The organism is Photobacterium sp. TLY01, assembly GCF_021432065.1.
GTDB classification, from domain to species: Bacteria; Pseudomonadota; Gammaproteobacteria; order Enterobacterales; family Vibrionaceae; genus Photobacterium; species Photobacterium halotolerans_A.
The window spans coordinates 3,143,508-3,162,895 of the sequence record NZ_CP090364.1; the positions used below are offsets into that span (position 1 = coordinate 3,143,508).

Genomic DNA, 19,388 nt, shown 5'->3' on the forward strand with positions numbered 1-19,388 from the left:
CGCAAATCCCATCCCCGCCTGACGGATGAGGCTATTTGCCAAAGGCAACCTCAGTATAACAGGTCAGCTTTTGGCAAATAATTCACCGCAATCAAAGAGATGGTAGCAATGGAAAACGCTCGTCCTATTCGCCGTGCTCTGATCAGCGTATCAGACAAAACGGGAATTGTTGAATTCGCACAAGCTCTTGCCAACCGTGGCGTCGATATCCTGTCCACTGGTGGCACTGCCCGCCTGCTGGCTGATCAGGGTATTCAGGTGACTGAAGTCTCCGACTACACGGGCTTTCCTGAAATGATGGATGGCCGTGTGAAAACCCTGCACCCGAAAGTGCACGGCGGCGTTCTGGGCCGACGTGGCCAGGATGATGCAATCATGGCTGAGCATGGCATTGCACCGATTGATATGGTGGTGGTGAACCTCTATCCGTTCGCGGCGACAGTCGCCAAAGCCGGATGTACGCTGGAAGACGCCGTTGAGAACATCGACATCGGTGGCCCGACTATGGTACGCAGTGCGGCGAAAAACCACAAAGACGTGACCATAGTCGTCAATGCACACGACTACGACCGCGTGCTGGCCGAAATGGCCGACAACAACGGCTCACTGACCCACGCCACCCGTTTTGATCTGGCCATTGCCGCCTTCGAACACACAGCCGCCTACGACGGTATGATCGCCAACTATTTCGGTACTATGGTGCCGTCTTACGGCGACAACAAAGAGGGTGATGAGGCTTCGAAATTCCCGCGCACCTTCAATCAGCAGTTCATCAAGAAACAAGACATGCGCTATGGCGAAAACAGCCATCAGGACGCCGCGTTCTACGTCGAAGCTCAGCCTGAAGAAGCTTCCGTCGCCACGGCACGTCAGTTGCAGGGCAAAGCACTGTCTTACAACAATATCGCCGATACCGATGCCGCGCTGGAGTGTGTCAAAGAATTCGACCAGCCAGCCTGTGTGATCGTCAAGCACGCCAACCCTTGTGGTGTGGCACTGGGTGCTAACCTGCTGGAAGCCTATGATCGCGCTTATCAAACCGACCCGACCTCAGCGTTTGGCGGTATCATTGCCTTCAACGGTGAGCTGGATGCCGACACTGCGAAAGCCATTGTTGAGCGCCAGTTCGTCGAAGTGATTATTGCCCCAAGCGTCAGCGCCGAAGCGGCTGAAGTGGTGTCTGCCAAGCAAAACGTCCGTCTGCTGGCATGTGGTCAGTGGGACAGCAAAACCACAGGGTTTGATGTCAAACGCGTCAACGGCGGTCTGCTGGTGCAGGATCGCGATCAAGGCATGGTCGGCCTGGATGACCTCAAAGTGGTTACCCAGCGCCAGCCGACCGAAGAAGAACTGCGTGATGCCCTGTTCTGCTGGAAAGTGGCTAAATACGTGAAATCCAATGCAATTGTCTACGCCAAAGGCAACATGACCATTGGTGTCGGCGCCGGTCAGATGAGCCGCGTTTATTCTGCCAAAATCGCAGGCATCAAAGCGGCGGACGAAAAGCTGGAAGTCGCCGGCAGTGTGATGGCATCGGACGCCTTCTTCCCGTTCCGTGATGGCATAGATGCGGCGGCAGAAGCCGGGATTACCTGTGTGATTCAGCCGGGCGGCTCCATGCGTGATGAAGAAGTGATTGCCGCTGCCGATGAACACGGCATGGCCATGGTCTTCACGGGCATGCGTCACTTCCGTCACTAATATTTTGGCAGGCGTCTGTGTGGCGCCTTCCTGCGTATATCAGCCCCTGATCGCATCAGGGGCTTTCCTCCATCTCACGAGGTAAAGGATTTAGCATGAAAGTTCTTGTCATTGGTAACGGCGGCCGCGAGCACGCCCTGGGCTGGAAAGCGGCTCAGTCTGCACAAGTCGAAAAAGTTTTCGTAGCACCGGGCAATGCCGGGACTGCCCTGGAGCCTAAGCTGGAAAATGTCGCGATTGGCGTCGAAGACACCGCAGCACTGGTGGCATTTGCCCAAGCGCAGCAAATCGGCCTGACCATTGTTGGCCCGGAAGCGCCATTGGTGATTGGCGTGGTTGACGCATTCCGTGCAGCCGGACTGCCGATTTTTGGTCCGACTCAGGCCGCTGCCCAGCTGGAAGGCTCCAAAGCCTTCACCAAAGATTTCCTGGCCCGCCATCAGATCCCGACCGCGGAATACCAGAACTTTACCGAGATCGAGCCGGCCCTGGCTTATCTGCAAGAAAAAGGCGCCCCGATTGTAGTCAAAGCCGATGGCCTGGCAGCAGGTAAAGGCGTAATCGTGGCCATGACACTGGAAGAAGCCGAAGCAGCAGTGCGTGATATGCTGGCAGGCAATGCCTTTGGTGAAGCGGGTCACCGCGTTGTTATCGAAGAATTCCTTGACGGCGAAGAAGCCAGTTTCATTGTCATGGTTGATGGCGAAAATATTCTGCCAATGGCCACCAGTCAGGATCACAAACGCGTTGGCAACGGCGACACAGGTCCCAATACCGGCGGCATGGGCGCTTACTCACCGGCTCCTGTGGTCACTCAGGAAATCCACCAGCGCGTGATGGACGAAGTGATTGTTCCGACCGTGCGTGGCATGGCTGCCGAAGGCAATCCCTACACAGGTTTTCTGTATGCAGGCCTGATGATCATGGCTGACGGCACGCCGAAAGTGATTGAGTATAACTGCCGCTTCGGCGACCCGGAAACTCAGCCGATCATGCTGCGCCTGCAGTCCGATCTGGTTGAGCTGTGTCTGGCCGCGGTTGATGGCAAGCTGGATACCGTAGAATCCCAGTGGGATCCGCGTGCGGCGATTGGCGTGGTACTGGCTGCCGGCGGTTATCCGGGCGATTACAACAAAGGCGATGTGATTTCCGGCCTGCCTCTGCAGGATGGCGATGCACAAAAAGTCTTCCATGCCGGTACTGCCAGCAAAGACGGAGCTGTGGTGACCAATGGTGGCCGCGTGTTATGTGCCACAGCGATGGGCGACACAGTGTCAGATGCGCAGCAACGCGCTTATGCGCTGGCAAAACAAATCAGCTGGGATGGTGTTTTCTACCGCGATGACATTGGCTACCGCGCCATTGCCCGTGAACAGGCCTGATCTGGCAGCGAATAAAACACCGCATGAAGCAGAGATAGCAATAAGGCGCCGAAAGGCGCCTTATTTAATATGATCGACTTATCTGTCACTCAGTCCGTCAGGACACATCCAGTAATCTGGGTGGCGTCAGGCACTGCTGCTCCTGGGTCCGGTTCAACACCAATTGCTGGGCGGTGATCTTACCCCGGCCGTCAGATTTTCCAATCAGCGCGATATAACCGGGCTGGGCATGAATCTGCTGCCAGTGGATCTCAAGCTCGGTCTGCTCCCCACAGGATATCAGTCGTTGCCCGTCCCACACGCCCTGCACCAGTTGGAGCCCCTCGCGCGACTGCTCTCTGAGCAGCGCAACCGCCATGTCAGCCTGCTGGCTGAGCTGATGCAGCTGGGTATCAGACAACGGAAAAACCGTGTCGCCGACTTTATAGCGCTGGAACACAGCATCGCCGTGCTGATCGTAACGCACATGCAGTTCAAACGGCTGAAGTTTGTCGTCTTTCAGCGCTGTGCCGGCGCGCTTCAATTCACGCAGTTGCCCGTCATGCCAGCGATAATCCGTCAGATATTCACCGTAATCGCCCATCCAGACCCGTTCAGCCAACGACTCGGGTTTCGACTGGCGCAGATTGCCCCAGTACAGTGATGACGCATCACCAACAACCTGGCCACCGCTCAGGCGTTCCAAAGGAGACAATGAATGGGGGGATAAAGCAGAGCTGCCGCAGGCAGAAAGTAGAAAAGTCAGTGCAATCAGGCAGGTTCGTTTCATAAATAAAAAACTCCGTCGAAGTGATCCCCGACGGAGTTCAAATTATTTTACAGAATCTTTCAGCGCTTTACCTGCAACGAAAGCAGGTACGTTGGCTGCAGCGATCTGGATTTCTTTACCAGTCTGCGGGTTACGACCTGTACGCGCTGCGCGGTGGTTTACTTTAAATGTGCCAAAGCCAATAAGTTGAACCTGGTCACCGGATTTCAATGCTTCGGTGATGCCGCTCAGGGTTGATTCCAGCGCGTCTTTTGCTTGCGCTTTAGTCAGGTCCGCTTGTTCAGCAATCAGGTCAATCAGTTGGGTCTTGTTCATTCGGTTTCCCTTCTAAGGTTTTTTCTTCAGACTTATCCACTCTAATTCAAAAGAAGCCCATGTGGCAAAGGTTTGTCGGCTTTCCTGCGGTTAGCTGCGGGGTCTTTAACCATAAACTGAGCGCAAGTTCACAAATTGTTACTATCCTGAAGAAGACGCTGGTTGCTTTTGCTTCACCTTGCACCAATTAATACTCAACGAACTCAAGAAACTAGGGTCCGTGAGTCCAGCGCATGCATTCATGCCAGTACTGTGACGACCCTGATCGTCCGGCACTTTGAGGCCCCTTGAGTATCTTCATGGTTATTCCACTAAGAGCACATCCAACCCATGTTACTTCTGATCATCTATATCTCAATCGCCATCGGCGTTTCTTTTGTCTGCTCTGTACTGGAAGCTGTCTTGCTCAGCATTTCTCCCAGCTACATAGGTACCCTGCGTCAGCAGGAACATCCCATGGCAGACAAGCTGGCAGAGCTGAAAGGCAATATCGACCGCCCACTGGCATCCATTCTGACCCTGAACACCATCGCCCACACCATTGGTGCTGCCACTGCCGGTGCCCAGGCCGCCGTCGTGTTCGGCAGTCAGTGGCTGGGGGTATTCTCCGCCGCGCTCACGGTCGGGATTCTACTGCTGTCGGAAATCATTCCCAAAACCATCGGCGCAACTTACTGGCGTCAGCTGGCCCCACTCACGGCTCATGTGCTGGGATGGATGATCTGGCTGCTGCGTCCTTTCGTATGGTGCTCGGAGCAAATCACCCGGCGCTTGTCGCGGGGTCACCAGCCACCCAAACTGCGGGATGAACTCTCCGCTATGGCCATGCTGGCCAAAGAGTCCGGTGAACTGGCTGAAGGGGAATCGAAAATCATGCATAACCTGCTGCAGTTCTGCGATGTCAGCGTGACTAAAATCATGACTCCACGGCCGGTCCTGTTCCGGGTCGAGGGCAGTTTGTCGATCAACGAATTTTTGAGCGAGGCGAAAGACAGCCCATTCTCTCGCCCGTTGATTTACCAAGACAGCAAAGACAATATTCTCGGCTTTGTTCACCGTCTCGAACTGTTTGCTGCCAGTCAGAGCGGACAGGGTAATTTGCTGCTCAGCGACATGATGCGGCCGCTGCCTGTGGTGCTGAATCTGGATACGGTGCCGGTGGCGTTTGAAAAACTGATGAAAGAACGGGTCCAGCTGGCCCTAGTGGTCGATGAATACGGTACTGTGATGGGGCTGGTGACCCTGGAAGATATTTTCGAGAGCCTGGTCGGCGAAGAAATTGTCGATGAAGCTGATACCAGTACCGACATGCAGCAACTGGCGTTTCAGCGCTGGGAACGCTGGAAGAAAAAACACGGGGTGATTGAAAACCGCGACGAAGACGAAGACGACTACAACAACTGATCCCCGATAAAGACCAATCAGGCAGGACAATCATCCTGCCTGATTGCGGCAACGGGGATCAGAGTGTAATCCCGATATTGCTGACACCATCATCACGCAGTTCGCGGCGCAGGCTTTTAATCAGCTCAATATCCCGACCATCGGTCTCTTTCAGGGCGCGGTAAATCGCCCACTGGACATCCCATTCTTCGCACACGGCCTGGTTATTCTTCTGATTGTCATTGGTGATTTCCTCACCCTCGCGCGCTTCTTCCAGATTGGCCACGGTTTCCACAGACAAAGAGCTGATACTCAGTGCGGTTTCAGGGATCAAGTCCCGGTCCAGCAACGCATGCAGCAGATCAGACAGCCCGACACAGGCATCAATCGCCGGGTTCACCGCATACAAGTCATAATCGTCGGCGGCAGGGACCATCGCTTCCAGCTTCTCCAGCTGGTTTTCAAAATTGATCTTGGCATTTTTCACCGTCAGGATTTCCCAGACGCTGTCGAGGATTAAGCGGTAAGGCTGAGGATCCGCAAATTCAGTCTCGCGACAAAAGAAAGCGTAATTCGGATACATCCGCTCGCAAAGTGAGGCCATAAAGGTCAGGTATTGCCAGGGTTCAAATTTTTCTAGGCGAAGCTGAATTGGATTCTTAAGCATGGGATAATCTGTCTGAAAACGTTAACTTGAATTTTACTTGATAACCCGCCAGCGCAAAAGGAAAAAGCCATGCATCAACTCTGTATTGTTTCCCGACGGGCAGACCTGTACCGCCAACTGATTGAAGAAGCAGATCTACCGGCACTGTCACTGACGGATAATCCGAATGATGCAACCCTGGTGCTGGCCGATCCGCCGTTAATCACGGACAGGTTAGCGCAATTTCCGCAGCTGCGCTGGCTGCAATCCACCTATGCCGGCATAGACGCGCTGACCCGGCCCGGACTGCGCAGCGATTATACGCTGACCAATGTCCGGGGGATTTTCGGTCAGCTGATCAGCGAGTATGTGATGGGTTTGCTGATTGGCCACCAGCGCCATTTCGGCCGTTATCAGGCTCAGCAACAGCAGGCGCAGTGGCAACCGCACAGCTACAGCGCTCTGTCTGACAAGACCATGGTGATTCTGGGCACCGGCTCGATTGGCCAGCACCTGGCTGGTACTGCCAAAGCACTGGGTATGACAGTGCTGGGGGTGAACCGCTCCGGCGAATGCTCCGCGTCTGGTTTTGATCAGATTATCGCGATCAAGGATCTGAGCGAGGCGCTGCAGCAAGCGGATGTGCTGGTCTCTGTGCTGCCTGCCACAGCCATGACAGACAATCTGCTCAATGCCGACAGCCTGAGTCACTGCCGCGGCACCTTGCTCTTTAATGTCGGCCGGGGGAATGCGGTTTGCGAATCAGGCCTGATCCAAGCGCTGGCCAGTGGCGCGCTGAGCCATGCTTTTCTGGATGTGTTCAAACAAGAACCCCTGCCTGCAGAGCACCCGTTCTGGTGTCATCCTCAGATAACTGTCACCCCGCACATTGCCGCCGAAAGCTTCCCGCAGCAGGTGATGGAAATATTCAAGACCAACTACCTGCGCTATGTTGAAGGGAAACCGCTGCAACACCAGATTGATTTCGCACTCGGCTATTAAGGCAGATGATGTCCAAACGTAACCCGACCCACGCCTTACCTGTATTGCTGGACCGGATCCGGCAATGTGAACTGTGCAAAGCGCACCTGCCGCTCGGTCCGCGGCCGGTAATTCAGGCCAGCAGCGAAGCACGCTTGATGATAATCGGCCAGGCGCCGGGCACCCGGGTCCATGACACCGGCATTCCCTGGAACGATCCGAGCGGCGATCGGCTGCGTCGCTGGCTGGATCTCGACCGTGACACCTTCTATGATCCCAGCCGTATCGCCATTATGCCGATGGGGTTTTGCTATCCGGGGAAAGGGAAGAGCGGTGATCTGCCGCCAAGGCCTGAATGTGCCCCACAATGGCATGGTCAGGTCTGGCCGCTGCTGCCCAATATCGGTATGACGCTGCTGGTCGGCCAGTATGCGCAGAATTATTATCTGCCGGATAAACCCAAAACCCTGACCGAGACAGTCAGAGCCTGGCGGCGATGGGCGCCGGATTATCTGCCGCTGCCTCACCCATCGCCGCGCAATACCTTGTGGCTGAAGAAAAACCCCTGGTTTGAAGCCGATGTTGTCCCCTACATCCGCGACTATGTCCACCAGCACCTGGGGCTGTAAGCGACCTTAAAAACGCAAAAAGCGAGCCATTCAGCTCGCTTTCTGGTGACATCTACCGCTGCTTACTTGTGGTAAGGGGCAGACAGCTCATGAACCGCCTCGACAAAAACACCGGCATTTTCCGGCGGCACATCAAGATGGATACCGTGGCCCAGGTTAAAGACATGGCCCGTGCCTTCACCGAAACCGGACAGAATACCGGCCACTTCCTCACGAATACGCGCTGGTGACGCGTACAACATAGACGGGTCCATATTACCTTGCAGGGCCACCTTATCGCCCACACGGCGCTTGGCGTCGGCAATATCAATGGTCCAGTCCAGGCCCACCGCATCACAACCGGTTGCTGCAATCGCTTCCAGCCACATCCCGCCGTTTTTGGTAAACAGGGTCACAGGGACACGACGGCCTTCGTTTTCACGGATCAGGCCATCGACAATCTTGTGCATGTACTGCAGGGAGAACAACTTGTAATCCCGTGGCGTCAGGACACCACCCCAGGTGTCAAACACCATCACTGACTGGGCACCGGCTTTGATTTGGGCATTCAGATACTGAATCACACTATCGGCCAGTTTATCCAGCAGTGCATGCAGCACCGCAGGTTCGGCGTACATCATTTTTTTGATTTTGGTAAAGGCCTTGGTGCTGCCACCTTCCACCATGTAAGTCGCCAATGTCCACGGGCTGCCGGAAAAACCAATCAGCGGTACTTCGCCTTTGAGATCTTTTCGGATTTGACGCACAGCGTTCATGACATATTGCAGTTCACCTTCCGGATCAGGGATGCCTATCCTATCGACATCCGCTTTGCAGCTGATCGGACGCTCAAACTTTGGTCCTTCACCGGTCTCGAAGTACAGCCCCAGACCCATGGCATCCGGAATGGTCAGGATGTCAGAAAACAAGATCGCGGCATCCAGCGGAAAACGGCGCAAAGGTTGCAAAGTCACTTCGCTGGCCAGTTCAGCATTCTTGCATAGCGACATAAAGTCGCCCGCCACACCGCGGGTAGCCCGGTATTCAGGGAGATAACGGCCTGCCTGACGCATCATCCATACAGGGGTGCAGTCAACCGGCTGCTTGAGTAAAGCACGCAGATAGCGATCGTTCTTCAATTCTGTCATTGTCAACATCCTGGCAAATAATTGAGTACATTGTAACACCCTGATCCGGCATCAGCAGCTATGCATTCATCCTGAAGGGTAATTAATGCCGCTTAGCGCACATCGCTTGCACACAGCACGATTTGCACGCCACCGGTTTCATTTTTGGTAATCTAATGTTGCAGATATTTTAATCAATACCCTCTGTATTCTCTGATACTGTTATTTACAGCCAACATCGGCTACTGCAAAGATTGGAGGATCTATGAACCTGCAAGTTGTTATCGAATTTACTGAAACCGGTGTATACAAAGACCGCTGCTGGGAAAATTCTTTCACAGCCATGAAAGGGCAGTTGCACAAAGTCACCCCGCATTATGCCGCGCATCTGATTAAACATTCCAAAGCCGTTTTCCGCGGGCTGCCAGAAAGCCACTCCGGCTAACCCCCAGCTATTTACTGTTTCAGTTACAGGCTCTTCATCGTTTACTAGACACCGTCCGACCGGATTGCGGCTTCCTGCCTGATGGCTGCACAAGTCGCCTGAATCAGGCGATACGCAATCGTACCGGGTGGCGCGATCTGCGGTAACTGATCGTGTTGAAACCAACGGGCATCCACCAGCTCTTCGTAATCCGGACGGATAGCACCACTGTGGTGCTCAGCCAGAAAGCCCATCATGAGATTGGACGGAAACGCCCAGGGCTGGCTGTCAAAGTAGCGGATATGGGTTACCTCGATCCCTGTCTCTTCTTTGACTTCCCGAGCCACACATTGCTCCAGCGTTTCTCCGGCCTCGACAAAGCCGGCAATCACGGTATACATACCGTTTTTATGGCGAGGATGCTGTGCCAGCAAAATGCAGTCATCCTTCTTCACCGCAACAATGATGCAGGGAGAAATACGCGGATAATGGTCAGTCTTGCAAGTCAGGCAGTGCATGGCCTGTCCACCGTCTGCCAGCGTCGTTTTGCCGCCGCAGGCGGAACAAAACCTTTGAGTTTCTTGCATATAGGATAGCTGCATCGCTTTGCCGGCCAGCGCAAACAGATCCTCAGGCTCGTGGAGTAATTCCCTGAGCGAATAAAAATTTTTATCGGCCAGCAAATCAGGATCTTCCAGCCATTTCACCGGATATCCCTGATGAAACCCGATCGTTTTGGATCCAGCAAGATCAAGTTCAGTAAAGCCTTCTAAGGTAAGTGGTAACTTACCACCCTCTAAATAAATTCTGCGATCACGAATGACGCACCAGTAACTGTGTTCTTGCTTTTTTGACATGAGTGACTTCTCCATCCTTGCAGGGTATCAGTTTTGCTGGCAATCTAAACCTAACAGTGGAATTTGGCTTTGCCATATTGGTACTCTTAGTGTCACTAAGAGTTTGACAGGTATTGTTTTCGGCTCCTGCGACTTGCGGGGCGATCATGAGGACATGGTCATGCTTAGTAAATTCGAACAAGTGCAAAAACAATGGGGCGGCAACAATGATGTCATTGATCATTGGCTGATGTCGAGGCAGCAGTTGCTGATAGATTACTGCAAATTAGCTGGCTTACCCCCCTTTGAACATAAATCCCGGCAACTTCCCACGTCATCGCAACTCCAACTCTTCAGCCAGCAACTGGTTGATTACATCTCCGAAGGTCACTTTAAAATTTACGACAAGGTGATGGCAAGATGGCAGGCGACCGGATACTCCCCGACCACAGAAATCTCACAGCTCTACCACAAAATTACGGATACCACAGATCCTTTGCTGAATTTTGCGGATCGCTATTGTGAGATCACAGACGATAGTGATGATTGGGATAACTTTGATCACGAACTGTCTCTGGTGGGCGAACAAATCGAATTGAGGTTCGAGCTGGAAGATGAGCTGATTGAACTGATCAGTGAAAGTTTAGCCGTGCCACCCGGCGCGTAATCACAGCCGCTTACAGCTGTGTCTCGAGCAAACACAGGCAATCAGCATCCTGATTGCCGATAGGCCTTTGCATGCTTAAAGTCAATTCAACAACCAAGATATGACAGTCGCTCAAAGCCAATCAAGGTCTGATTGCTCCCAGAAAACAAAAGGCACCCCAGAGGGTGCCTTTTCAGTTTCGGTTACGTAAGAACCAGGCAGATCTTAATCTTCGTCGTTCAGACCAGCATTCAGCAGTGCCGCCAGGTCTTGTGACGCTTGTTCGGCATCAACCTGTGGCTCGACTGGGGCCAGATCCGCATCACGACGACGCTGACGTTGCTGGTGATAAGAGAAACCCGTACCCGCTGGGATCAAACGACCCACGATCACGTTTTCTTTCAGACCACGCAGCTCATCACGCTTACCAGCAACTGCAGCTTCAGTCAGTACGCGAGTCGTTTCCTGGAACGACGCGGCAGAGATGAAGGACTCAGTCGCCAGAGACGCTTTGGTAATACCCAGCAGATCACGCTCAAACAACGCAGGTTGCTTGTCTTCAGCGATCAGCTGACGGTTGGCGATGTTCACGCGGGAGAATTCCACTTGCTCGCCTTCCAGGAACTCAGAGTCACCCGGAACCGTAATGGTTACCTTACGCAGCATCTGACGGATGATTGTCTCGATGTGCTTATCGTTAATCTTAACGCCTTGCAGACGGTAAACTTCCTGAACCTCATTCACGATGTATTCTGCTACTGCGTGAACACCACGCAGACGCAGGATATCGTGCGGCGCTTCCGGACCATCAGCAATCACATCACCTTTTTCAACTTTCTCGCCCTCAAAGACGTTCAGCTGACGCCACTTCGGAATCATTTCCTCATATGGCTGACCCTCGGTTGGGGTGATGATCAGACGACGCTTACCTTTGGTCTCTTTACCGAAGGATACTGCACCTGTGATTTCAGCCAGGATAGCAGGCTCTTTCGGTTTACGCGCTTCGAACAGATCCGCAACGCGTGGCAGACCACCGGTGATATCTTTCGTACCGCCAGATTCCTGAGGAATACGAGACAGCGTGTCACCGATACCCACAGCAGAACCGTCTTCCAGCTGAACAATGGCTTTACCCGGCAGGAAGTACTGCGCAGGCATCTCAGTCCCTGGGATCATGACATCGTTGCCTTTGTCATCCACCAGCTTCACCATTGGACGCATATCTTTACCTGCACCGGTACGCTCGGAACCGTCCAGGATAACGATAGAAGACAGACCTGTCAGGTCGTCCGTCTGGCGAGAAACCGTCACACCATCGATCAGATCCACAAACTGGATATGACCTGCCACTTCAGTAATGATTGGCATTGTGTGCGGGTCCCAGTTCGCCACCACTTCACCGGCTTCAACTGGATCGTTATCGCCTTTGCCCAGCATCGAACCGTAAGGCAGCTTGTAGCTTTCCTTGGTACGACCGAACTCATCAACAATGGTCAGCTCAGCAGCACGCGAAGTGATCACCAGCTTGCCGTCGTTGTTGGTGACGAACTTGGCATTGTGAAGCTTCAGAGAACCTTTGTTCTTCACCTGAATGCTGTTTTCTGCTGCCGCACGTGATGCCGCACCACCGATGTGGAACGTACGCATCGTCAGCTGTGTACCTGGTTCACCGATGGACTGTGCTGCCACAACACCGACCGCTTCACCCTGGTTCACCAGGTGACCACGCGCCAGGTCACGGCCATAACAGTTACGGCAACAACCGAAGTCGTTTTCACAGGTCACAACGGAACGCACTTTGATCTGGTCAACTGAGTTGTCTTCCAGAATGTCACACCACTTCTCGTCCAGCATCGTGTTGCGTTGAACCAGTACTTCTTCAGTACCCGGTTTCAGCACATCATCGGCCACGACACGACCCAGTACGCGATCACGCAGCGGCTCTTTCACATCACCGCCTTCGATCAGCGGCATCATTGTGATACCTGCATGCGTACCACAGTCATCCGCTGTGATCACAACGTCCTGAGCAACGTCTACCAGACGACGAGTCAGGTAACCTGAGTTCGCTGTCTTCAGTGCCGTATCCGCCAGACCTTTACGCGCACCGTGGGTCGAGATGAAGTACTGAAGTACGTTCAGACCTTCACGGAAGTTCGCTGTGATTGGCGTTTCGATGATCGAGCCATCAGGTTTCGCCATCAGACCACGCATACCCGCCAACTGACGAATCTGAGCAGCCGAACCACGCGCACCGGAATCGGCCATCATGTATACGCTGTTAAACGATTTCTGTTGTTCTTCTTTACCTTCGCGGTTGATCACCGTGTCAAACGACAGGTTATCCATCATCGCTTTGGCAACCTGCTCGTTGGCCGTTGCCCAGATATCGATTACTTTGTTGTAACGCTCACCAGCCGTTACCAGACCAGACTGGAACTGCTCCTGAATTTCGGCTACTTCAGCTTCGGCTTCAGCGATCTTGGTGTACTTCGCATCCGGCACAACCATATCGTCGATACCGACAGAGACACCAGACAGGGCTGCGTAAGCAAAACCTGTGTACATGATCTGGTCAGCAAAGATAACGGTCTGCTTCATACCCAGTTCACGGTAACAGGTGTTCAGCAGGTTCGAGATCTGCTTCTTACCCAACGCTTCGGTGTTCACCAGGCTGTATGGCAGGCCCTTAGGCACGATTTGCCACAACATGGCACGACCGACAGTGGTATCCACCAGCTGGGTGTTTTTCACCAGCTCGCCTTGCTCGTTTTTCACGTGCTCGGTGATACGCACTTTCACACGGGCATGCAACTCAGCATTACCAGTGCGGTACGCTTTCTCTGCTTCTGCAGAGCCGGCCAGGTACATGCCTTCGCCTTTGGCGTTGATCTTGTCACGGGTCATGTAGTACAGACCCAGTACAACGTCCTGAGACGGTACGATGATCGGATCACCGGATGCTGGCGACAGAATGTTGTTGGTCGACATCATCAGTGCACGCGCTTCCAGCTGGGCTTCCAGCGTCAGCGGTACGTGAACAGCCATCTGGTCACCATCGAAGTCGGCGTTATAAGCCGCACAGACCAGCGGGTGCAGCTGAATCGCTTTACCTTCGATCAGTACAGGTTCAAACGCCTGGATGCCCAGACGGTGCAGTGTTGGTGCACGGTTCAGCATCACCGGGTGTTCGCGGATCACTTCGTCCAGGATATCCCAAACGACAGCTTCTTCACGCTCAACCATCTTCTTAGCAGCTTTGATGGTGGTCGCCAGACCACGGGTTTCCAGCTTGCCGTAGATGAACGGTTTGAACAGCTCCAGGGCCATTTTCTTCGGCAGACCACACTGGTGCAGACGCAAATATGGACCCACGGTGATTACCGAACGGCCTGAGTAGTCAACACGCTTACCCAACAGGTTCTGACGGAAACGACCCTGCTTACCTTTGATCATGTCAGCCAGAGATTTCAGCGGACGCTTGTTCGAGCCAGTGATAGCGCGACCACGACGGCCGTTGTCCAGCAGGGCATCCACAGACTCTTGCAGCATACGCTTTTCGTTACGTACGATGATGTCTGGGGCAGCCAGATCCAGCAGACGCTTCAGACGGTTGTTACGGTTGATCACACGACGGTAAAGGTCGTTCAGATCAGAAGTCGCAAAACGACCACCGTCCAGCGGTACCAGCGGACGCAGATCCGGTGGCAGTACAGGCAGTACTGAAAGGATCATCCACTCTGGGTTGTTACCGGATTGAACAAATGCTTCAACCAGCTTCAGACGCTTGGTCAGCTTCTTACGCTTGGTTTCAGAGTTGGTTTCTTCCAGCTCTTCACGCATCAGTTCGATTTCAGCATTCAAATCCATGTTGGCCAGCAGTGCTTTCACTGCTTCGGCGCCCATGCGCGCGTCGAACTCATCGCCCCACTCTTCCAGCGCGTCCAGATACTGTTCTTCAGACAGCAACTGACTCCGCTCAAGATTGGTCATGCCAGGTTCGATAACCACATAAGATTCAAAGTAAAGCACACGCTCAATATCACGCAGCGGCATGTCCATCAACAGACCGATACGGGATGGCAGTGATTTCAGGAACCAGATGTGGGCAACAGGAGAAGCCAGCTCAATGTGACCCATACGCTCACGACGTACTTTGGTCTGAGTAACTTCTACACCACATTTTTCACAGATCACGCCACGGTGCTTCAGGCGTTTGTATTTACCACAAAGACATTCATAGTCTTTGACCGGGCCAAAGATACGTGCACAGAACAGACCGTCACGCTCAGGCTTAAAGGTACGGTAGTTAATGGTTTCTGGCTTTTTCACTTCACCGAAAGACCATGAACGAATCATGTCTGGTGAAGCAAGACCGATTTTGATCGCGTCAAATTCTTCGGTCTTGTGCTGTGCTTTCAGAAACTTAAGTAAGTCTTTCACATTCGGCTCCTGTGAGGAGTTGACCCATAAAGGCGCCGTGGCGGCGGCGCCTTCATATTGATACCGGATTCAAGTATTACTGACAGCGTCAGAATTACTCGTCTTCCAGCTCGATGTTGATACCCAACGAGCGGATCTCTTTCAACAGTACGTTGAAGGATTCCGGCATACCTGGTTCCATACGGTGATCGCCATCGACGATGTTCTTGTACATCTTCGTCCGGCCGTTCACATCATCCGATTTCACGGTCAGCATTTCCTGCAGCGTATAGGCGGCACCGTAAGCTTCCAGTGCCCACACTTCCATCTCACCGAAGCGCTGGCCACCGAACTGAGCTTTACCACCCAGTGGCTGCTGAGTTACCAGACTGTACGAACCAGTAGAACGTGCGTGCATCTTATCGTCGACCAGGTGGTTCAGTTTCAGCATGTACATGTAACCAACAGTTACAGGACGTTCGAACTTCTCACCGGTACGGCCATCGAACAGATTCAGCTGACCAGATTCTGGGAGATCACCCAGTTTCAGCAGCTCTTTGATCGAAGGCTCAGGTGCACCGTCAAAGACAGGGGTCGCGATTGGCAGACCACCACGCAGGTTCTCAATCAGGGTACGAACTTCATCATCAGACATAGACGCAATGTCTACTTTCTGACGGGTATCGCCCAGATCATAGACCTTCTGCAGGAACTCGCGGAATTTATGCAATTCCTGCTGTTCTTTCAGCATCTGGTTGATCTTGTCGCCGATACCTTTTGCCGCCAGACCCATATGTGTTTCCAGGATCTGACCAATGTTCATCCGCGAAGGTACACCCAATGGGTTCAGTACGATGTCGACCGTCTGGCCTTTCTCATCGTAAGGCATGTCTTCAACCGGACAGATCTTCGAGATAACACCCTTGTTACCGTGACGACCGGCCATCTTATCACCCGGCTGAATACGGCGCTTCACGGCCAGATAGACCTTCACGATCTTCAGGACGCCAGGGGCCAGATCATCACCTTGAGTGATCTTACGACGCTTGGTTTCAAACTTCTTATCGAACTCAGATTTCAGCTCGTCGTACTGCTCTGCCAACTGCTCCAGCTGGTTTTGCATCGATTCGTCATCCAGAGTCTGAGAGAACAGTTTCTCACGGTCCATGGAAGTGACGCGCGCTTCATCATAGCCGGCAGACAGCAGCAGAGTCCGGACACGAGCCAGCAAACCACCTTCCAGGATCTGGAATTCTTCGGTGATGTCTTTCTTCGCTTCTTTCAGCTGCATCTCTTCAATTTCGAGTGCACGCTTGTCCTTCTCTACGCCATCGCGCGTGAAGACCTGAACGTCGATGATGGTACCAGACACAGAGTTCGGTACACGCAGTGACGAATCTTTCACGTCAGATGCTTTTTCACCGAAGATGGCACGCAGCAGTTTCTCTTCCGGTGTCAGCTGAGTCTCGCCCTTCGGCGTCACTTTACCAACCAGAATGTCGCCACCCTTCACTTCCGCACCGATATATACGATACCGGACTCGTCCAGCTTGGACAGGGCTGCTTCACCCACGTTCGGGATGTCTGCTGTGATTTCTTCTGCGCCCAGCTTAGTATCACGTGCCACACAGGACAGTTCCTGAATGTGGATCGTCGTCAGGCGATCTTCCTGAACCACGCGCTCAGAGACTAAGATGGAGTCTTCGAAGTTGTAACCGTTCCAAGGCATGAACGCGATACGCATGTTCTGGCCAAGCGCCAGTTCACCCAGGTCAGTCGACGGACCATCAGCCAGCACGTCACCACGTGCTACAGGTTCACCCGGCATCACAGTCGGACGCTGGTTGATACAGGTGTTCTGGTTAGAACGGGTGTATTTAGTCAGGTTGTAGATGTCGATACCGGCTTCGCCTGGTACCAGCTCGTCTTCGTTGACTTTAATCACGATACGAGACGCATCAACCGACTGAACCATACCGCCACGCTTCGCGACCGAGGTTACACCGGAGTCAACAGCAACCGCACGCTCAATCCCTGTACCTACCAGCGGCTTGTCAGCACGCAGTGTCGGTACCGCCTGACGTTGCATGTTCGCACCCATCAGGGCACGGTTCGCATCATCGTGCTCCAGGAATGGGATCAGGGACGCCGCCACAGATACCACCTGGTTGGTTGCTACGTCCATGTACTGAACGTGGTCACGTGGGTGAAGACCCGATTCGCCTTTATGACGAGCCGTGATTAATTCATCAGTAAAGCCGCCGTCTTCAGCCAGCGCGGCGTTGGCCTGCGCAATGACGAACTGACCTTCTTCAATCGCGGACAGATAATCAATCTGATCGGTGACCACACCATCAACCACTTTGCGGTATGGCGTTTCCAGGAAACCGTACGGGTTACAACGCGCAAAAACAGACAGCGAGTTGATCAGACCGATGTTTGGACCTTCAGGGGTCTCGATCGGACACAGACGACCGTAGTGCGTCGCGTGAACATCTCGAACTTCAAAGCCTGCACGCTCACGCGTCAGACCGCCTGGACCCAGGGCAGAAATACGACGCTTGTGCGTGACTTCTGACAGCGGGTTGTTCTGGTCCATAAACTGAGACAGCTGGGAAGAGCCAAAGAACTCTTTCACGGCTGCTGAGATAGGTTTGGCGTTGATCAGATCCTGTGGCATCACAGCATCCAGATCACCCAGACTCAGACGTTCTTTTACTGCACGCTCAACACGTACCAGACCGACACGGAACTGGTTTTCAGCCATTTCACCAACACTACGGATACGGCGGTTACCCAGGTGGTCGATATCATCAACTTCACCTTTACCGTTACGAATGTCGATCAGCTTACGCATGACGTCGATGATATCGTCGTGATCCAGTGTGCCTGGGCCTGTCGTTTCTTCACGTACCAGAGAGCTGTTGAACTTCATACGGCCAACCGCAGACAGATCATAGCGATCTTCAGAGAAGAACAGGCTTTCAAACAGCTGCTCAGCCGCTTCACGCGTTGGTGGCTCACCAGGGCGCATCATGCGGTAGATTTCAACCAGCGCACTCAGACGATCCGTTGTGCTGTCAATACGCAGGGTATCAGACATGTACGGACCGTAATCCAGGTCATTGGTAAACAGAACTTCGATGGCTTTGTGACCAGCCTGAGACAGCTTGGCCAGAATTTCCAGGCTCAGCTCTTGGTTCGCTTCAACAATCAGCTCACCCGTGTCTTCATTCACATAGTCACGTGCTGACACTTTGCCCACGATGTACTCAACCGGCACTTCGATGTGGTCAATGTTATCTTTCTGCAGCTGACGGATATGGCGCGCGGTAATCCGACGGCCTTTCTCAACGTACACAGTCCCGTTTGCTTCGATATCAAAGCTCGCGGTTTCGCCGCGCAGACGGTCTGGTACCAGCTCCATGACCAGAGACTTACCTTGCACTTCGAAATTGATTTTTTCAAAGAACAGGTCAAGAATTTGCTCAGTGGTATAGTTCAGCGCACGCAGAATGATAGACGCAGGCAACTTACGACGACGGTCGATACGAACGTAGACGTTATCCTTTGGATCAAATTCAAAATCCAACCATGAACCACGGTAAGGAATGATGCGTGCGTTATAAAGCACTTTACCTGAGGAGTGGGTTTTACCCTTATCGCTGTCGAAAAAGACGCCCGGGCTACGGTGCAGCTGGGATACGATAACCCTCTCGGTACCGTTAATAACGAATGTACCGTTATCTGTCATGAGCGGAATTTCGCCCATGTAAACTTCTTGTTCTTTAATGTCTTTGACTGTGCCAGCTGGTGCGTCCTTGTCATACATAACAAGACGTAATTTCACGCGCAACGGCGCGGAGTACGTTACACCACGAATCTGACATTCTTTGACATCGAACACCGGCTCACCGAGACGATAGCTAACGTATTGCAGCTCGGAATTGCCGTTATAGCTCTGAATTGGGAATACAGAACGAAAGGCAGCTTCTAGACCGTAATGCCCTTCCGGATCCTGCTCGATGAACTTATCAAAAGACTCAAGCTGGATCGACAGCAAGTAAGGTACATCCAATACTTGAGGACGCTTACCAAAATCCTTACGGATACGCTTTTTCTCGGTATAAGAGTAAACCATAGGTTCC

General features: G+C 53.0%; 14 protein-coding genes. 7 read left to right on the top strand and 7 right to left on the bottom strand.

The window, feature by feature from the left end; all coding sequences use genetic code 11:
- Positions 1–108 precede the first annotated feature (108 nt).
- Together purH and purD are read left to right on the top strand one after the other, a co-directional pair.
- A complete protein-coding gene (gene purH / locus LN341_RS14575) occupies positions 109–1,701 on the top strand; it encodes a bifunctional phosphoribosylaminoimidazolecarboxamide formyltransferase/IMP cyclohydrolase (RefSeq protein WP_234203686.1) in 1,593 nt (530 codons plus the stop codon).
- Between the two features lie 95 nt (positions 1,702–1,796).
- Complete coding sequence (gene purD, locus LN341_RS14580) at positions 1,797–3,083, top strand: phosphoribosylamine--glycine ligase (RefSeq protein WP_234203687.1); 1,287 nt, start codon at positions 1,797–1,799, stop codon at positions 3,081–3,083.
- Between the two features lie 97 nt (positions 3,084–3,180).
- On the opposite strand, the gene LN341_RS14585 is transcribed toward purD, so the two are convergent.
- Both LN341_RS14585 and hupA read right to left on the bottom strand, forming a co-directional pair.
- Positions 3,181–3,852, bottom strand: coding sequence for a DUF1481 domain-containing protein (locus LN341_RS14585; RefSeq protein WP_234203688.1), 672 nt, complete (start codon positions 3,850–3,852; stop codon positions 3,181–3,183).
- A gap of 42 nt (positions 3,853–3,894) precedes the next feature.
- Positions 3,895–4,167 carry a nucleoid-associated protein HU-alpha gene (hupA, locus tag LN341_RS14590; RefSeq protein ID WP_027254117.1) on the bottom strand — a complete coding sequence of 91 codons (273 nt, stop codon included), beginning with the start codon at positions 4,165–4,167 and terminating at the stop codon, positions 3,895–3,897.
- A 330-nt stretch (positions 4,168–4,497) separates the two neighbouring features.
- Here hupA and LN341_RS14595 point away from each other — a divergent pair, with 330 nt between their 5' ends.
- Positions 4,498–5,571, top strand: coding sequence for a CNNM domain-containing protein (locus LN341_RS14595; protein WP_234203689.1), 1,074 nt, complete (start codon positions 4,498–4,500; stop codon positions 5,569–5,571).
- 58 nt (positions 5,572–5,629) lie between these two features.
- Here the strand turns inward: LN341_RS14595 and LN341_RS14600 are convergent, their stop codons facing one another.
- Positions 5,630–6,217: a YjaG family protein gene (locus LN341_RS14600; protein WP_234203690.1), complete on the bottom strand. Its 588-nt coding sequence runs from the start codon at positions 6,215–6,217 to the stop codon at positions 5,630–5,632.
- A 69-nt stretch (positions 6,218–6,286) separates the two neighbouring features.
- Here LN341_RS14600 and LN341_RS14605 point away from each other — a divergent pair, with 69 nt between their 5' ends.
- On the top strand, positions 6,287–7,198 hold the full coding sequence (locus tag LN341_RS14605) for a D-2-hydroxyacid dehydrogenase (RefSeq protein WP_234203691.1): 912 nt from the start codon (positions 6,287–6,289) through the stop codon (positions 7,196–7,198).
- 5 nt (positions 7,199–7,203) lie between these two features.
- Positions 7,204–7,806, top strand: coding sequence for a uracil-DNA glycosylase family protein (locus LN341_RS14610; RefSeq protein WP_234203692.1), 603 nt, complete (start codon positions 7,204–7,206; stop codon positions 7,804–7,806).
- 62 nt (positions 7,807–7,868) lie between these two features.
- On the opposite strand, the gene hemE is transcribed toward LN341_RS14610, so the two are convergent.
- Positions 7,869–8,933 carry a uroporphyrinogen decarboxylase gene (gene hemE, locus LN341_RS14615; protein ID WP_046222143.1) on the bottom strand — a complete coding sequence of 355 codons (1,065 nt, stop codon included), beginning with the start codon at positions 8,931–8,933 and terminating at the stop codon, positions 7,869–7,871.
- 244 nt (positions 8,934–9,177) lie between these two features.
- On the opposite strand from hemE, the gene LN341_RS14620 reads away from it, so the two are divergent.
- Complete coding sequence (locus LN341_RS14620; protein WP_082095862.1) at positions 9,178–9,357, top strand: hypothetical protein; 180 nt, start codon at positions 9,178–9,180, stop codon at positions 9,355–9,357.
- A 44-nt stretch (positions 9,358–9,401) separates the two neighbouring features.
- Here LN341_RS14620 and nudC read toward each other — a convergent pair whose 3' ends face one another.
- A complete protein-coding gene (gene nudC / locus LN341_RS14625; protein ID WP_370643660.1) occupies positions 9,402–10,193 on the bottom strand; it encodes an NAD(+) diphosphatase in 792 nt (263 codons plus the stop codon).
- Between the two features lie 160 nt (positions 10,194–10,353).
- Here nudC and LN341_RS14630 point away from each other — a divergent pair, with 160 nt between their 5' ends.
- Entirely contained in the window at positions 10,354–10,839 is a 486-nt protein-coding gene (locus LN341_RS14630) for an Rsd/AlgQ family anti-sigma factor (protein WP_046222141.1), read from the top strand.
- A gap of 204 nt (positions 10,840–11,043) precedes the next feature.
- Here the strand turns inward: LN341_RS14630 and rpoC are convergent, their stop codons facing one another.
- Entirely contained in the window at positions 11,044–15,261 is a 4,218-nt protein-coding gene (gene rpoC, locus LN341_RS14635; protein ID WP_046222140.1) for a DNA-directed RNA polymerase subunit beta', read from the bottom strand.
- 94 nt (positions 15,262–15,355) lie between these two features.
- Entirely contained in the window at positions 15,356–19,381 is a 4,026-nt protein-coding gene (gene rpoB, locus LN341_RS14640) for a DNA-directed RNA polymerase subunit beta (RefSeq protein ID WP_046222139.1), read from the bottom strand.
- Between the last annotated feature and the right edge of the window lie 7 nt (positions 19,382–19,388).

What these genes read in the sequence shown, in the direction of transcription:
- purH (WP_234203686.1), top strand. Translation starts at nt 109, where the DNA reads ATGGAAAACGCTCGTCCTATTCGCCGTGCTCTGATCAGCGTATCAGAC.
- purD (WP_234203687.1), top strand. Translation starts at nt 1,797, where the DNA reads ATGAAAGTTCTTGTCATTGGTAACGGCGGCCGCGAGCACGCCCTGGGC.
- LN341_RS14585 (WP_234203688.1), bottom strand. Translation starts at nt 3,852, where the DNA reads ATGAAACGAACCTGCCTGATTGCACTGACTTTTCTACTTTCTGCCTGC.
- hupA (WP_027254117.1), bottom strand. Translation starts at nt 4,167, where the DNA reads ATGAACAAGACCCAACTGATTGACCTGATTGCTGAACAAGCGGACCTG.
- LN341_RS14595 (WP_234203689.1), top strand. Translation starts at nt 4,498, where the DNA reads ATGTTACTTCTGATCATCTATATCTCAATCGCCATCGGCGTTTCTTTT.
- LN341_RS14600 (WP_234203690.1), bottom strand. Translation starts at nt 6,217, where the DNA reads ATGCTTAAGAATCCAATTCAGCTTCGCCTAGAAAAATTTGAACCCTGG.
- LN341_RS14605 (WP_234203691.1), top strand. Translation starts at nt 6,287, where the DNA reads ATGCATCAACTCTGTATTGTTTCCCGACGGGCAGACCTGTACCGCCAA.
- LN341_RS14610 (WP_234203692.1), top strand. Translation starts at nt 7,204, where the DNA reads ATGATGTCCAAACGTAACCCGACCCACGCCTTACCTGTATTGCTGGAC.
- hemE (WP_046222143.1), bottom strand. Translation starts at nt 8,933, where the DNA reads ATGACAGAATTGAAGAACGATCGCTATCTGCGTGCTTTACTCAAGCAG.
- LN341_RS14620 (WP_082095862.1), top strand. Translation starts at nt 9,178, where the DNA reads ATGAACCTGCAAGTTGTTATCGAATTTACTGAAACCGGTGTATACAAA.
- nudC (WP_370643660.1), bottom strand. Translation starts at nt 10,193, where the DNA reads ATGTCAAAAAAGCAAGAACACAGTTACTGGTGCGTCATTCGTGATCGC.
- LN341_RS14630 (WP_046222141.1), top strand. Translation starts at nt 10,354, where the DNA reads ATGCTTAGTAAATTCGAACAAGTGCAAAAACAATGGGGCGGCAACAAT.
- rpoB (WP_046222139.1), bottom strand. Translation starts at nt 19,381, where the DNA reads ATGGTTTACTCTTATACCGAGAAAAAGCGTATCCGTAAGGATTTTGGT.